This window comes from Aeromonas sp. EU05-FHT14A05 (assembly GCF_058791175.1).
On the sequence record NZ_JBYTDH010000005.1, the window covers coordinates 312,891 to 327,836 of the forward strand.

Genomic DNA, 14,946 nt, shown 5'->3' on the forward strand with positions numbered 1-14,946 from the left:
GCCCTGCCAGCCCGAGTCGGCACGATATGACTCAATGGTTCAGGTAGACGTCCTGCCCACCGTAGCAGAGAGTGCCCCCCTGGGAAGGGGCGGGCTCGAAGAAGCGGGTCAGGACACCGGCACGCTGTCCCAGGGTGCTGAGGCGGCTGCGATCCAGGGCAACCCGTTCGGGCAGCCAGGTCAAGACGGCGGCACAATGGCCGTTGGCCAGGCTCTGCTCCAGCAGACGTTGCCAGTTCTTGATCTTGGGGCCGTGAACCACCAGTACCCGGGCGGGATTGATTCCCTGGGCCTGCAGCTGCTTGGCAACGGGCAGCCCTGGCGGGGCTATGAGCAGGATCCAGCCGCTGTCGCTTTGGCTCAATCTTCCCAGCGCATCCAGCAACGGGGCTTCATGGAGATCCATGGCCAGTCGATGCTCATGCTCCGCCTTGCTCTGATGGCGGGTGGGCCAGGTGGTGATCACACCGGCAGAGGAGGAGAGTGGGCGGTGACTCAGGGGCTGGCTCATATGTGTGTCCTGTATGAATAACCATGCTGTATGTGTATACAGTAGTTCTATCTCATGCCAGTGACAAGGCGTTTGTGATTAAAAATGTGAGCCGACTAACAGGGGTTTTTATTAACTATTTGAATTTAAACACTATTTATATTGATGATGGGGCGGGTGTTTTTTAACCTGTAGACAAAGCGCGGGCCGGCGCTCATGGTTATACAGTATGTATGGCAAGAGGAGGGACCAAGATGGATGTGAGCACCTTGCAACGGCTGGACGCCAATATTCTGCTCGGGATCATCAACGAGAAGCTGCGGCTGGAGTGCGATGGTCTGGAAGAGTTGCTGGCTTACTACGACATGACGGAGGATCAGCTGGCCACCCGTCTGCAGCAGATTGGTTATCACTACGACCCTATGAGTAACCAGTTCAAGGCCCATGGTTAATTCAGCTCGGGAAGCTGCCCCAATTGGGGCAGCTTCCTTTTATTGCCGTGCCGATGCACCAAGCATTGAAAGCGATTTCATCACCGGCCGAGTCGGCGCTTATTTTCACGTATTTTCAGCCGCTGGCAATCATTGAAAACCTATTCATGAATCCAACTTTTTGAATTTCACTCAATGATTTGATTTTTAAGGTTATTTTTATTTTGTTCAGGGAGGATATAGGAAAGGGTTTTCATGGTGAAACTGTCATTTTTATACGTTAAAGTGTGACTCACGTTAACTTTTAAACCCCCGGCTTTAGCTAGTATGCCCACGCCGGAACATATTCTGAGATAACAACAGCGCCGGTCCCTCAAGGGGATAACATTTTTTATTTGTAACGAAGGAAAATGGTTTATGGCTACCAAGAAGAAGACAGACCAGGATCTCCAACTGGATAAAGATCAGCTCAAGGCGAGTATCGTGCGTCACCTGCGTTCTACCTTGGGTACAAGCGAACAGAAAGCCTCTCCCGAAGCATGGTGGAAAGCGACCGCTGCCGCCGTCAACGAACAGGTGTACGAGCGCCTGACCCGTACTCAGCAGACTCACTTCAAGAAAGATACTCGTGCGATTCACTATCTCTCTGCTGAATTCCTGATGGGGCGTCTGACCTCCAACAACCTGCACAACCTCTCCCTGTACAAGACTTGCGAAGAGGCCCTGGGTGAACTCGGTCTGGAACTGACCGACCTGTGCGAGCAAGAGCCGGACATGGCCCTCGGCAACGGCGGCCTGGGTCGTCTGGCCGCCTGCTTCATCGACTCCCTGGCCACCCTGAATTACCCGGCGGTGGGCTACGGCATCCATTACGAGCACGGCCTGTTCCGTCAGGAGATCCAGGATGGCCGCCAGATCGAGCGCCCGGACTCCTGGCGTGAATATGGCAACCCCTGGGAGATCTGCCGCCCCGAGTCGGTGCAGGAGATCCCGCTCTACGGCTACGTGGAAACCGTGTTCGGTGACAAGGGCGGCCTGAAGAAGGTGTGGCACGCCGGTCGCAAGATCAAAGGGGTGCCCTGGGACATTCCTGTGGTGGGCTTTGGCGGTCACACCGTCAACATCCTGCGCCTGTGGGAATCCCGCGCCTCCGAGTTCTTCGACTGGGACGTGTTCAACGCCGGTGGTTACATCGACTCCCAGGCAGAGAAGGCCCAGGCCGAGACCATCTCCAAGGTGCTCTACCCGAATGACGAGACAGATGCAGGCAAAGAGTTGCGTCTGATCCAGCAGTACTTCTTCTGTGCCTGCTCCATCAAGGACATCATGCGCCGCTACAAGCGGGTCCATGGTTCGGATTTCCGTAACTTTGCCGCGCAAATTGCCATCCAGCTCAACGATACCCACCCGACGGTGGCCATCCCCGAGTTGATGCGGGTGCTGGTGGACGAGGAAGACTTGAACTGGGATGCAGCCTGGGCCATCTGCTACCAGGTCTTCTCCTACACCAACCACACCCTGCTGCCGGAAGCGCTGGAGAAGTGGTCCGTCAGCCTGTTCGAGAAGGTGCTGCCCCGTCATCTCGAGATCATCTACGAGATCAACGCCCGCTTCCTGAACGATCTGGTGGAGCCCAAGTGGCCGGGCAACGACACCATCAAGGCCAAGCTCTCCATCATCGAAGAAGGGGACGTGCGCAAGGTGCGCATGGGCAACCTGTGCGTCATCGGCTCCTCCAAGGTGAACGGCGTGGCCGAGATCCACTCCAAGCTGGTGAAAGAGGATCTCTTCCCCGAGTATGCCGAGCTGTGGCCCGAGAAGATGTGCAACGTCACCAACGGCGTGACCCCCCGTCGCTGGCTGCTGGCCTGCAACCCCGAGCTTGCCGCCCTCTACAACGAAGTGGTGGGCAAGGAGTGGCCGCTGCAGCTGGACAAGCTGCGCAGCGTGACCAAGTTTGCCGACGACAAGGCGTTCCAGCAGCAGTTCATGACCATCAAGCGTCACAACAAGGAGAAGCTGGTCAAGGTCATCAAGGCGGAAACCGGCATCGATGTCTCGGCCGAGGCGATCTTCGACGTCCAGATCAAGCGTCTGCACGAGTACAAGCGCCAGCAGCTGAACCTCATCCACATCATGGCGCTCTACCGTCGTCTGCTGGCGAACCCGGACTATGACATGCACCCGCGGGTGTTCATCTTCGGCTCCAAGGCGGCGCCCGGTTACAAGCTGGCCAAGGACATCATCTACGCCATCAACAAGCTGGCGGAGCGGGTCAACAACGACGCCCGCATCCAGGGCAAGCTGAAAGTGGTGTTCATGCCGAACTACCGGGTGAGCCTGGCCGAGAAGCTGATCCCGGCGGCGGATGTCTCCGAGCAGATCTCCACCGCAGGTTATGAAGCCTCAGGTACCGGCAACATGAAGATGGCACTGAACGGCGCCATCACGATAGGCACCCTGGACGGCGCCAACATCGAGATCGCCGAAGAGGCGGGGGCCGAGAACTGTGCCATCTTCGGCCTGAACGTGGACGAGGTGAAGTCCCTGAAGGCGCGCGGTTACAACCCGTACGACTTCTACTACGCCAACTCCGAGCTCAAAGCCGTGCTGGACTGGTTCGACACCGACTACTTCACGCCGGGTCGCCCGGGGGAGCTCGCCTCCATCAAGCGCTCCTTGCTGGAAGGGGGAGATCCCTACCTGACCCTGGCCGATTTCGCCTCCTACTCGGAAGCGCACAAGCTGATCGATACCTGGTATCGGGATCCGGCGCTGTGGGCGAAGAAGGCCATCATCAACTCGGCTACTATGGGCAAGTTCAACTCCGACCGCTCCATCCAGGACTACGTGGATCGGATCTGGAAATTGAAGAGCTGCAACGTCGGCTGACCACTCCCGATATGAAAAAACCCCGCATCGCGGGGTTTTTTTATCTCCTCTGATCGAGGAGACCTCAGCGCTTGTCGACGATCTCGGTGTCGGCCGGTACGCGCTTCCTGCCGGTGATCATGGCCCTGATGAGATCCCCCCGGGTCAGGCGATCGAGGACGATGACCGCCAGCACATGGATGAAGATGGCGATCTGCAGCGCCTTGGCAAAGAATTCGTGGAGCTCCTCCATGAGCTCCTCATCAAACAGCTGCTCGTACCCCGTCATGATCCCGGTGACGGCCGTCCCCACCAGACAGGTCAACAGCAGCAGTATCATCAAGGCGCCCAGCGGATTGTGGCCGGCATGATAGGGGTGTCTGCCCTGCCAGCTGGCCTGCAGGTAGCAGCCCAGGCGGGCCGGGGTCGGAAACCACTGGGTAAACCTGGCGTAGTCGGAGCCGACAAATCCCCACAGGATGCGCAGCACCAGCAATCCGGCCAGGGCGTACCCGACATAGCGGTGATTGCGTCTGCCCTCCTCCAGGATGAACAGGTTGAGCACGCACAGCAGGACGGTGGCCCAGTGAAACACCCTGATCAGGGGATCCCATACCCTGATGGCCCTGCCGCTTCCCATCGCTTTCTCCATGATTTTTTTCCTCTCGTTGTGATGCACACCGACTTTCCATGCGCCTGATGTCGGCACGCCCTTGTCCGGATCATGGAGGCACTTTCTTAAGGCCGTGTTAATGGCCCGGGGCGCGTCACAGGGCAGGGCCGGTTGCAGGGAGAAGGGGAGAGACTGGGGGGAGGCGCTGGGGGGAAGAATAAACAAGAGCCCCGACGGTGCGGGGCTCTGGTGTTTCAACGGGCCAGGTGGGCGACGGCTCAGGGGCTGGGCCCGTCAGCATCCTCAGGCCCATCTGTCTGGCCGGGGATCAATGGAGGATGTCACCCATGAAATAGGCCAGCAGGGTCAGGATGACGGTGAACACCAGGTTCAGCACCAGACCGGCGCGCATCATCTCCCGCTGCTGGATGTGACCGCTGGCGAAGACGATGGCGTTGGGCGGCGTGGCCACCGGCAGCATGAAGGCGCAGGAGGCCCCGACGGCGATCAGCACGGACACGACGATGGGGGAGACCCCCAGCGCCTCGGCCACACCGGCGAACAGCGGCACCAGCAGGGCGGCGGTGGCGGTGTTGGAGACCAGCTCGGTCAGGAACACCACGAAGGCGGCAAGGCAGAGCAGTATGATGAAGATGGGCATGGTGGCGAGCGCACTGGAGAGGTGCTCCGCCAGGAAGGCGTTGGCGCCGGTCTGCTTGAGGATGGCGCTTAAGGTCAGGCCACCCCCGAACAGCAGCAGCACGCCCCAGTCGGTGTTCTGGTTGATGTCATCCCAGCTGGCGACCCGGCTGACGGCGATGGCCAGGATGGCGCCCATGGCGATCAGGGTATCGAACTGGGGAATGCCGCCGAGCGCCGCGGCGATGGGCTGGGATCCAATCCACAGCAGCACTGTGGTCAGGAAGATGAGCAAGGTGGTCTTGCGCTGGCCGGTCCACTCTATGGTGACCTGCTCGGTGCTGACCTGGTGCGACAGGTTGGGGCGCGTCACCCAGTAGAGCAGGCCTATGCCCACCGGCATGAAGATGAGCACCACCGGGATGCCGAACTTGAGCCAGTCGGTGAAGCCCAGCCCCATCTGGGCGGCGGCGATGGCATTGGGGGGGCTGCCCACCAGAGTGCCGATCCCGCCGATGCTGGCGCTGTAGGCGACGCCAAGCAGCACGAAGACCAGGGTGCGACGCTCCTTGTGAACGTCGAGTCCCTTGAGCATGCCGAGGGCGAGCGGCATCATCATGGCGGCGGTGGCGGTGTTGCTGATCCACATGGAGAGCGCCGCCGTGATGGTGAACAGCACTATGGCTGCCCAGCCCAGGTGCCCCTTGGCCAGCTGCATCACCTTGGCGGCGATCTGGGTATCCAGCCCCTGCTTGGAGAGGGCCGCAGCCAGGGCAAAGCCGCCGAAGAAGAGGAAGAGGACAGGGTTGGCGAAGTCGGTCAGCGACTTGCTCATGTCAAACACCCCGAGCAGGGTGGCGAGCACCGGGATGGACAAGGCCGTGATGGTGATGTTCACCGCTTCGGTCAGCCAGAGGATGGCGATGAAGATCAGGATGCCGAGGCCTTTGTTGATCATGGGATCAAACGGAAGCCAGGCGAGCATGGCACAGAGCAGCAGGAGATCCAGAATGACGATCCCGGCCTTGATGTCCAGCCAGCGTGTAGGGGCGGAAGGGACTGCAGAGGTATGCATGTTGTTCTCTCGGTTAATTTATGGTTGTTGTTGTGTTGCCGAGGTTACATTTATCCCCCTGTTTGAAACAGGGGGATATGGTCAAAGCATGTGGCGACTCACAGAGTCAAGTGAAAATGGATCTGGGATTAAACAGAAATTAAACATTTCGTTTTCATTTGGGCGCTGCCGTGACGGACAGCAGCCACTCCCTGAACAGGCTCTTGGGCAGGGAGCCGCTGCGCTGAGCCAGGATCTGCCCCCCTCTGAAGATCATCAGGGTCGGTATGCTGCGAATGGCATAGCGGCTGGCGATGGCGGCCTCCTGTTCGGTGTCGAGCTTCACGAAGCGGATGCGGGGTTCGAGCTCCTGGGCTATCTCTTGAAAGACGGGGGCGAACTGCAGGCAGGGGCCGCACCAGCTGGCCCAGAAATCGACCACCACCGGTATGTCGGACTGGATCAGGGCATCAAAGTGTGCCATGCGACCCGACACCGGGGAGTGGGAAAACAGGGGCTGGTGGCAGCGACCGCACTTCGCACTGGCGTCCAGCTTGTCGCCGGGCAGGCGATTGCGGGTAAAGCAGTGGCTACAATAGGTAGTGACAAGTGACATAATTGGCTCCTTTATTCATGGCCCGGCAACATCTTTATTGCATTCACAGAGCAGACTAACGGTAACATAGTGCTCAGTTGTTTTTCACACTCGGCTGTCTGGCCCTGACCCAGGGTCACCGGATGGCCGACCATGACATGAGAATCGAGACGGGATGAAGAGTGTTGCACGGGACAATGGTGTTGTCTTTGGCCTTATCATCGTATCGCTGCTGGCGTTTTCTGCCTATTGCTGGCAGTTGCTGAGCCAGCAGCAACGCGCCTCCGATCTGAGCGTGGCCGCAGAGCTGGTCCTCAACCGGGTCAATACCGACACCGTCTATCTGCTGGGACGCGAGAAGGCCAGCGATGGCAGCGTACAGCAGCGCCTCAGCCTGCTGTCGAGCAGCCTGGATCGTTTCGTGAGCCAGGTACGCGAAGACCCGGGGTCGGTGGATGATCCCAAGTCCCAGGCGCTGCAACGGGACATCGATGGTTATCTGCTGGATCTCGCCAGGCTCTACACCATGGAGATGACCATCGAATACCTGGCGCCCCGTTTCCAGGGCCAGCTCAAGGCGCTGCTGGCAACCCTGCCGGCCGGGGCCGAGCAGGCCCGCGATCTCACCGAGCTCGCCCGCCTGAGCCACTACCTCAGGCGCAGCTGGGACACGAGCGAGCTGCGTCAACTGCAGCAACTGCAACGGCGGCTGATGGAGACCTACTCCGGGCAGCCCAAGGTCATGGCCCTCACCCGGCTCAGTCAGGAGCTCAACCAGCAGGTGATGGAATACCATCGCCTGCGCAACCAGATCGTCGAGATGAAGGGGCTGGCCTCGCTGCCGGCCTGGAAGCAGAGCAAGCTGGACTTGGCCTCCTCCCTCAAGAGCCGCTTCTACCTGATAGTGCTGGGGGGCGCGCTGCTCTGCTTCTCGCTGGTGGCCGCGACCCTGTGGCGCCGCAACCAGAAGCTGAGCGAGCTGTCCCGCCACGCCGCCTTGCTGGCCCAGGCCAAGAGCGACTTCCTGGCCAACATGAGCCACGAGATCCGCACCCCCATGAACGCCATCATCGGCTTCAGTGCCCTGGCGCTGCAGACCAAGCTCGATCAGCAGCAGCGGGACTATCTCAACAAGATAAAGTCATCGTCCGATACCTTGCTGCTGCTCATCAACGACATCCTGGATCTCACCAAGGTGGAGTCCGGCAAGCTGACCCTGGAGGAGATCGACTTCGATCTCAGCGAGCAGCTCGACTCCCTGGCCGCCATGTTTGCGGATCTGGCGGAGCGCAAGCAGCTCGAGGTCATCATCAATAAGTCGCCTGCGGTGCCCGATTTCCTGCGCGGCGATCCGCTGCGCCTCGGCCAGGTGCTGGTCAACCTGGTCAACAACGCCATCAAGTTCACCGAGCGGGGGGAGGTGGAGGTGGCCATCACTCTAGTCAATCAATACCCGATGCGGGTCTGCTTCAGCGTGCGGGACACCGGCATCGGCATAGCGCCGGAGAAGCAGGCGCAGCTGTTCCAGCCCTTTACCCAGCTAGAGGCGGGCAACACCCGCAAATATGGCGGCTCGGGGCTCGGGCTCAACATCTCCCAGCGGCTGGTGGGGCTGATGGGGGGGGAGATCAGGGTGCAGAGCAAGCCCGGGGTGGGCTCCACCTTCCTGTTCGAGATCCCCCTTTCACAGGCGGTCTATGGGGTCTCCGGGCGCCGGGTCTTCTTCGATCACCAGCCCCTCATCCTGATGATGGATGACAACGAACTGGTGCTGGAGCTCGCCAAGGACATACTGGGCCGGGCCGGCGCCTCGGTGATCGCGGTCAACAGCCTCTCCCGCGCCCGCCAGGCGCTGCGTGAGGACGGCCACCACATCCGGCTCGCCATCCTCGACTGGCGCATGGGGCAGGAGGACGGTCTGGATCTCGCCCTCGAGATGTATCAGCACAGCCAGTGGCGGCGCCTGCCCATACTGATGACCAGCGCCTGGTCCAGGGAGGGGCTGCACGGGCGCATGGAGAGCATGGGGCTGACCCACTTCCTGCCCAAGCCCATGACAGAGAACGCCCTGCTGGCCAAGGTGGACGAGCTGCTCAACGGCAGCTCCCACGACAACAAGGTCCGTCAGGCCGAGGCGCAGGGGGATCAGCAGCACTTCAGGGAGCTGCTGCACGGGACCCGGGTGCTGCTGGCCGAAGACAACCGCGTCAACCAGCAGCTCATCATGGAGTACCTGCGCCGGGTCGAGGCCGTGGTCACCGTGGTGGACAACGGGCGTGAGGCGGTGGAGCAGGTGGCGGAGCAGCCCTTTGACGTGATCCTGATGGATTTGCAGATGCCGGTGCTCGACGGCCTGGATGCGACCCGCCAGATCCGCAAGATGGTGGACAAGCACGACGTCCCCATCATAGCGCTCACCGCCAGCGCCATGCCGGGGGACAGGGAGCGCTGCCTCGGGGTCGGCATGAACGGCTATGTCACCAAGCCGGTCAGCAAGCTGGATCTCTACAACAACCTGCTGCAGTGGGTGAAGAGCGCCAGCGGCGAGCGGCGGGTGCCGCTCGAGGTCAAGCCGCCGGACCTGATGGGGGTGCTGGATCTGGAGGATGCCCTGCACCGGCTGGAGCAGGACAGGGAGGCGCTGCAGATCCTGTTCAAGCTGTTCCTCTCCGAGCACAAGGACGACCTGTGGGACATTCGCTCCGCCCTGCGTCGCCAGCAGCCCGAGGTGGCCTGCCGCCTGCTGCACACCTTGAAGGGGGTGTCGGCCAACATCTCCGCCTCCCGGCTGCAGCTGCTGGCCGGCGAGCTGGAGTGGCGGCTGCGGCTGCAAGAGGAGCTGAGCGAGGGGGAGCTCAACCAGTTGCAGCAGGTCTTCACCCAGACCCGGGAGGAGGTCTCCCACTTCCTGCTGACCGGCGAGCAGCAGGAGTCGGTCGCCTTCCCGTTCTCCTCCCCGGACAAGCGGCTGTGAACCGGTGAGATAGCAATCGTTCTCAAGTCGTCCGCTTCAGGCTATGATGACCCACTCCCATCGCCCCCACCTCGGGGGCGATTGTATTGAGCTTCTCTTATGACCACGCGGCCCCCGCTGTGCCGCGAGCAAGGACTTTACTGTGAGCGTATTTTTGCGGCTTGGCTGGTTTTTCAAGGATCAGTGGCGGCGTTATCTGATGGCCATCTCATTGCTGATGATGGTGGCCCTGTTGACCGTGATCCCCCCCAAGGTGGTGGGCTGGGTAGTGGATGGCATCGCCAGGGGGGAGCTCGATGACGGCACCCTGATGGACTATCTGGCGGGGCTGCTGGGCCTTGGGCTGCTCATCTATCTGCTGCGCTACGTGTGGCGGGTCATGCTGTTTGGTGCCTCCTACCGGCTCGCCTATGTGCTGCGCAACCGGCTCTTTACCCACTTCACCCGCATGAGCCCGGATTTCTATCAGCACCACCGCACCGGCGATCTGATGGCCCACGCCACCAATGACATCCAGGCGGTGGAGATGACCGCCGGGGAGGGGGTGCTGACCCTGGTGGACTCCTTCATCGTCGGGATCCTGGTGCTCTCCATCATGTGCAGCCAGTACTCCTGGCAGCTGACCCTGCTCTCCCTGTTGCCGCTGCCGGTGATGGCCTTCTTCATGAACCGCTTTGGCACCCAGATCTACAAGGAGTTCAAGGCGGCGCAGGGGGCCTTCTCCCGGCTCAACAACAAGACCCAGGAGGCTCTCTCCGGGGTGCGGGTGCTCAAGTCCTACGCGGTGGAGTCCCTTGAGGATCAGGGCTTCGCCGAACTGACCCGCCAGGCGGGGGAGCGCAACATGGCGGTGGCCCGCATCGATGCCAAGTTCGATCCCGTGATCTATCTGTGCATCGGCTGCTCCTACTTCCTGGCGGTGGCCGGCGGCAGCGCCCTGGTGCTGCAAGACAAATTGACCCTGGGGGAGCTCACCAGCTTCACCATGTACCTGGGTCAGCTTATCTGGCCCATGTTCGCCATCGCCTGGCTGTTCAACATCATAGAGCGGGGCAGCGCCGCCTACTCCCGCATCGAGAGCATGCTGGGGGAGCGCAGCGACATCGAAGAGCCGGTCCGGCCTGCGGCCTTTGTCTCGGCTCTGCCGCTTGAGGCCAGGGGGCTGGGTTATCGGCTGGAGCAGCGCAGCCTGCTTGCGGGCATCGACTTTGCCCTGCAGCAAGGAGGCATGCTGGGGGTGGTGGGGCGCACCGGGGCGGGCAAGAGCTCCCTGCTCAAGCTTCTGATGCGGCTGGCCAATCCCACGGCCGGTACCATTGCCATGGGGGGCGTGCCCATCGACCAGCTGCCCCTGGGCACCCTGCGCAGCCAGTTTGCCTACGTGCCACAGGAGCCCTTCCTCTTCTCCACCACCATCGCCGCCAACATCGCCCTCGGCAAGCCGGAGGCGAGCCGGGAGGAGATAGAGCGGGTGGCCCGCATCGCCTGCGTCCACGACGACATCGTTCGTTTCCCCAGGGGGTATGAGACCGAGGTGGGGGAGAAGGGGGTGACCCTCTCCGGCGGCCAGAAGCAGCGCCTCGCCATCGCCCGCGCCCTGTTGCTGGCGGCACCTGTCCTGGTGCTGGACGACGCCCTGTCGGCAGTGGATGCCCATACAGAGCAGCAGATCCTGCTGGCGCTCAAGGCCCACAGACGGACCCTCATTCTGGTGAGCCACCGCATGACGGCGGTGGAGCAGGCCGACGAGATCCTGGTGCTGGATCAGGGCGCCATCAGCGAGCGCGGTACTCACGGCGCCCTGATGGCCCACAACGGCTGGTACGCGGACATGGTGCGCTATCAGCGCCTGGAACAAGACGTGGAGGAGAGCCTGTGAATCCAACCATCAAACGGCTGCTCGCCTATTGCGCCCGTTACCCGCGCTGGCTGGTGCAGGCGGGCGTCTGCCTGCTGCTGGCCACCGGCGCCGAAGTGGCCGGGCCCCTGCTCATCAAGCTCTTCATCGACGACTATCTGGCGCCGCGCCAGCTGGTGTGGCCCGACATCGCCGCCCTTGCCGCCGGTTATCTCGGCCTGCAGGTGCTCTCGGCGGCGGGTTTCTACCTGCAATCCCTGCGCTTCAACCGCATCGCCCAGGCGGTGGTGCAGCGCCTTCGCGAGCAGGTGTTTGCCACCGCCATCCGGCTGCCTGCCCGCTATTTCGACAAGCACCGCTCGGGCTCCCTCATCTCCCGCATCACCAACGACACCGAGGCGATCATGAACCTCTATGTGCAGGTGATAGGGCTCTTGGTGCAAAAAGTGGTGCTCTTGTGCGGCATCCTCATCTCCATGGCGCTGCTGGATCTGCGCCTGATGCTGGTGTGCGCCACCCTGCTGCCAGCGGTGGGGGCCGTGATGTGGCTCTACCAGAAATTGAGCGTGCCCGTGGTGCGGGCGACTCGCAGCCTGCTCTCCGACATCAACAGCCGGCTCAACGAGTCCCTGCAGGGGATGCCGGTGATTCAGGCCATGGTGCAGGAGCGCCACTTCGCCAATGCCTTTGCCGAGGTGAACCAGCAGCACTGGCAGGCCAGGATCAAGAGCCTCAAGATCAACGGCATACTGCTGCGCCCCCTCATCGATCTCTTCTACATGATGGTGCTCATCGGCCTGCTGGCGCTGTTTGCCCACGAGGGTTTGAGCACGGGCGGCGCCATCCAGGTGGGGGTGCTCTACGCCTTCATCAGCTATCTGGGGCGCATGATCGAGCCCCTGATCGAGATGACCAACCAGCTCAACCAGCTGCAGCAGGCCATGGTGGCGGGGGAGCGGGTCTTCGCCCTGCTGGACGAATCCCGTGAAAGCACGCAAGGGGAGAGCCCTGCGTTGCAGGGGCGGGTCAGCTTCGAGGGGGTGAGCTTCTCCTACGATGGCCAGCAACCGGTGCTGCAGGAGGTGAGCTTTGCCACCCGTCCCGGCCAGATGCTGGCGCTGGTGGGCCACACCGGCAGCGGCAAGTCCACCATCATCAGCCTGCTGATGGGCTTCTACCCGCTGGATCAGGGCTGCATCCGTTTCGATGATCACCCCATGAGCGCGCTGTCGCTCTCGGCGGTGCGCCGCAGCATAGGCCTGGTGCAGCAGGATCCCTTCATCTTCGTCGGGACCCTGGCGGACAACCTGCGCCTCGGCCGTGACGGCATCGACGAGCAGAGGCTCTGGCAGGCCCTGGAGGAGGTGCAGCTGGCCGCCTTCGTGCGCCACCTGCCAAAGGGGCTGGAGACCCTGATGGAGGAGGGGGGCAAGAACCTCTCCGCCGGTCAGCGCCAGCTGCTCTCCTTTGCCCGCGCCCTGGTGGGGGATCCGCGGATCCTCATCCTGGACGAGGCGACCGCGAGCGTGGACTCCCAGACGGAGCTCGCGCTCTCCCAGGCGCTCTCGGCGGCGCGCCGTGGCCGCACCACCATCGCCATCGCCCACCGGCTCTCCACCATAGTCGATGCCGACGAGATCCTGCTGCTCTCCCGCGGTCAGGTGAGCGAGCGCGGCACCCACGCCGAGCTGATGGCGCTGGGGGGCCACTACGCCCAGCTGTTCGAGATGCAGAGCCAGGGGGCCTGGCTCGAAGAGAAACGGGCCTGAGGTTCCTCATAAAAAAACAGCCGGCAGATGCCGGCTGTTTTTTTATATGGGAATGTGCCTCAGACCGTGGCCTTGCGCCGTGCGATCAGCTTGGGCTCCAGGGGCGGGAAGTCGTCGTTGAAGAAGGTGTCGGCTTCCTCGATCTGGGCCTTGCGCTGCTTCTGGATGAAGTTGTCGAAGTCGCGCTTGATCTCGGGATCCTTCAAGGCCTCGTAGTCGAACACGTTGGCGGCGTAGAGGTAGTTGAAGTGGATGTCGACGAACTCGGCGCTGGCACAGGCGGAGGTGAACTTGCTGTTCTGGCGGTCGAAGTTGACGCGGTACTGCTTGATCTTCGGCACATAGACCAGCTCGCTGCCCACTTTGAACACTTCCACCGTGATGCCGACCGTGATGGTCTTGTAGAAGTCCTTGTTGTTCTCCACCCCGAAGCGGATGGCATCCCCCTGTTTTTGCAGGAACTTGTTGAAGCTCGCCAGCGCCGTGGTGCCCTGGCTCACCACCACGTCCATGATGAAGTTGATGAAGTCGGTGGCGATGCTGAGCCCCTTGATGTGGCGGCTGTAGCTCTGCTGATCGATCTTGCTCGGCCCCATCAGGGGGATCTTGGAGAGGGCCCTGGCCCAGAGATCCGCGTCCGTCTTGTACTGCTCGCCATAGGCCTCGGCGTAGCGGTTGATGTAGGCGGTGACCACAGAGGTGATGGCGATGAGGTAGGCCTTCTGCTCCGCCAGTCTGGCCATGACGGCGGGATCGTCCAGCAGCTCGTTGGCGACGATGAACTCCACCAGACCGTCCTTGTCGGCATAAGGATCACCTCCCACATTCCTGGCGGAGGTGGGCAGGTTGACGTCGTTGAAGAAGGCCTCGGCCTCGGCGAACTGATCATGGTTGCTCAGGCGGTTGGCCGGGGCCTCGCGCACCAGCTGGCAGAGCACTATCTCGGCCTCGTAGTCCGACTCGCGCCACAGGGGGGCCTGGGCCTGGTTGCCGAAGGTCTTCTTGTAGGCGAGGTTGAAGTCGAACAGCACCGAACTGCAGCCGCAATCCATGGCGAAGTCGACGGCGTAGCTGAGCGGCCCGGTGGGCAGGGGCTTGCTCATCTTCCCCTTGGTGCTGAGGTTGGCATAGCACTTGAGGTACTCCCGGCCAAACAGCTCAAAGGCACGGTTGTTGTTGAAGTCGAGCAGGAAGGTACCGGCGCTCTCGCCCCCGTTGAACAGCTGTTGAACGTTACTCATCTCTCTATCCTTATGCTGAGATTGGTGTCACAGGATGGCTCGGTGCCGAGTGGCCATGCACGAGCCAGCAGAGCCTAGCGAGGGGGGCGGCATTTCGTTACTGTGACTAATCCCAGTGGCGCTGGCGGATGAGTGGGCTAGCGCCGGGGCAACCTCGTTTATCGTTAGCTTTCATTCGACTAGGGCTGTCATTAAAGTGCCATATGAGTTCTTTCTTGAAAAAAAACCGCCGCCATCGAGGGGAAATGGCGTCGCTGTGGCGGCGAATGCCCGGGCCCATCATTTGCCCATCGAATGCAATGGCGCCCATCATTTGATTTTCAAATGCACCCGGGAGCCGATCGCCCTCACAACGACGGCAATGGAGGCTTGTCTATTGGGGTGGTGACTGGCAACATTTCGTTCACACTC

The 14,946-nt window shown here is 61.6% G+C and carries 10 protein-coding genes; 5 read left to right on the forward strand and 5 right to left on the reverse strand.

Features of this window, described 5'->3' with window-relative positions:
• Positions 1-31: 31 nt before the first annotated feature.
• Positions 32-511 carry a cell division inhibitor gene (locus AC3WR3_RS10145; protein ID WP_492291788.1) on the reverse strand — a complete coding sequence of 160 codons (480 nt, stop codon included), beginning with the start codon at positions 509-511 and terminating at the stop codon, positions 32-34.
• Positions 512-744: 233 nt separating this feature from the next.
• Between AC3WR3_RS10145 and AC3WR3_RS10150 the strand changes: the two genes are divergently transcribed.
• The gene (locus AC3WR3_RS10150) at positions 745-942 is read left to right on the forward strand and encodes a DUF4250 domain-containing protein (protein ID WP_005323525.1); all 198 of its coding nucleotides are present in this window, start codon (positions 745-747) and stop codon (positions 940-942) included.
• 396 nt (positions 943-1,338) lie between these two features.
• The gene (locus AC3WR3_RS10155) at positions 1,339-3,813 is read left to right on the forward strand and encodes a glycogen/starch/alpha-glucan phosphorylase (RefSeq protein ID WP_492291789.1); all 2,475 of its coding nucleotides are present in this window, start codon (positions 1,339-1,341) and stop codon (positions 3,811-3,813) included.
• 64 nt (positions 3,814-3,877) lie between these two features.
• On the opposite strand, the gene AC3WR3_RS10160 is transcribed toward AC3WR3_RS10155, so the two are convergent.
• The 3 genes from AC3WR3_RS10160 to trxC form a co-directional block, all read right to left on the reverse strand.
• On the reverse strand, positions 3,878-4,432 hold the full coding sequence (locus AC3WR3_RS10160; protein ID WP_492291790.1) for a cytochrome b/b6 domain-containing protein: 555 nt from the start codon (positions 4,430-4,432) through the stop codon (positions 3,878-3,880).
• A gap of 301 nt (positions 4,433-4,733) precedes the next feature.
• On the reverse strand, positions 4,734-6,119 hold the full coding sequence (locus AC3WR3_RS10165; RefSeq protein WP_139434304.1) for an SLC13 family permease: 1,386 nt from the start codon (positions 6,117-6,119) through the stop codon (positions 4,734-4,736).
• A 154-nt stretch (positions 6,120-6,273) separates the two neighbouring features.
• Positions 6,274-6,714: a thioredoxin TrxC gene (gene trxC / locus AC3WR3_RS10170; protein WP_492291791.1), complete on the reverse strand. Its 441-nt coding sequence runs from the start codon at positions 6,712-6,714 to the stop codon at positions 6,274-6,276.
• 154 nt (positions 6,715-6,868) lie between these two features.
• Here trxC and AC3WR3_RS10175 point away from each other — a divergent pair, with 154 nt between their 5' ends.
• The 3 genes from AC3WR3_RS10175 (at position 6,869) to AC3WR3_RS10185 (ending at position 13,294) form a co-directional block, all read left to right on the forward strand.
• Positions 6,869-9,667, forward strand: coding sequence for a response regulator (locus AC3WR3_RS10175; RefSeq protein WP_492291792.1), 2,799 nt, complete (start codon positions 6,869-6,871; stop codon positions 9,665-9,667).
• 142 nt (positions 9,668-9,809) lie between these two features.
• A complete protein-coding gene (locus AC3WR3_RS10180; protein ID WP_492291793.1) occupies positions 9,810-11,546 on the forward strand; it encodes an ABC transporter transmembrane domain-containing protein in 1,737 nt (578 codons plus the stop codon).
• The gene (locus AC3WR3_RS10185; RefSeq protein ID WP_429107720.1) at positions 11,543-13,294 is read left to right on the forward strand and encodes an ABC transporter transmembrane domain-containing protein; all 1,752 of its coding nucleotides are present in this window, start codon (positions 11,543-11,545) and stop codon (positions 13,292-13,294) included. The genes AC3WR3_RS10180 and AC3WR3_RS10185 overlap by 4 nt, the downstream gene beginning before the upstream one ends.
• 59 nt (positions 13,295-13,353) lie before the next feature.
• Here the strand turns inward: AC3WR3_RS10185 and AC3WR3_RS10190 are convergent, their stop codons facing one another.
• Positions 13,354-14,535 carry a hypothetical protein gene (locus AC3WR3_RS10190; RefSeq protein WP_492291794.1) on the reverse strand — a complete coding sequence of 394 codons (1,182 nt, stop codon included), beginning with the start codon at positions 14,533-14,535 and terminating at the stop codon, positions 13,354-13,356.
• Between the last annotated feature and the right edge of the window lie 411 nt (positions 14,536-14,946).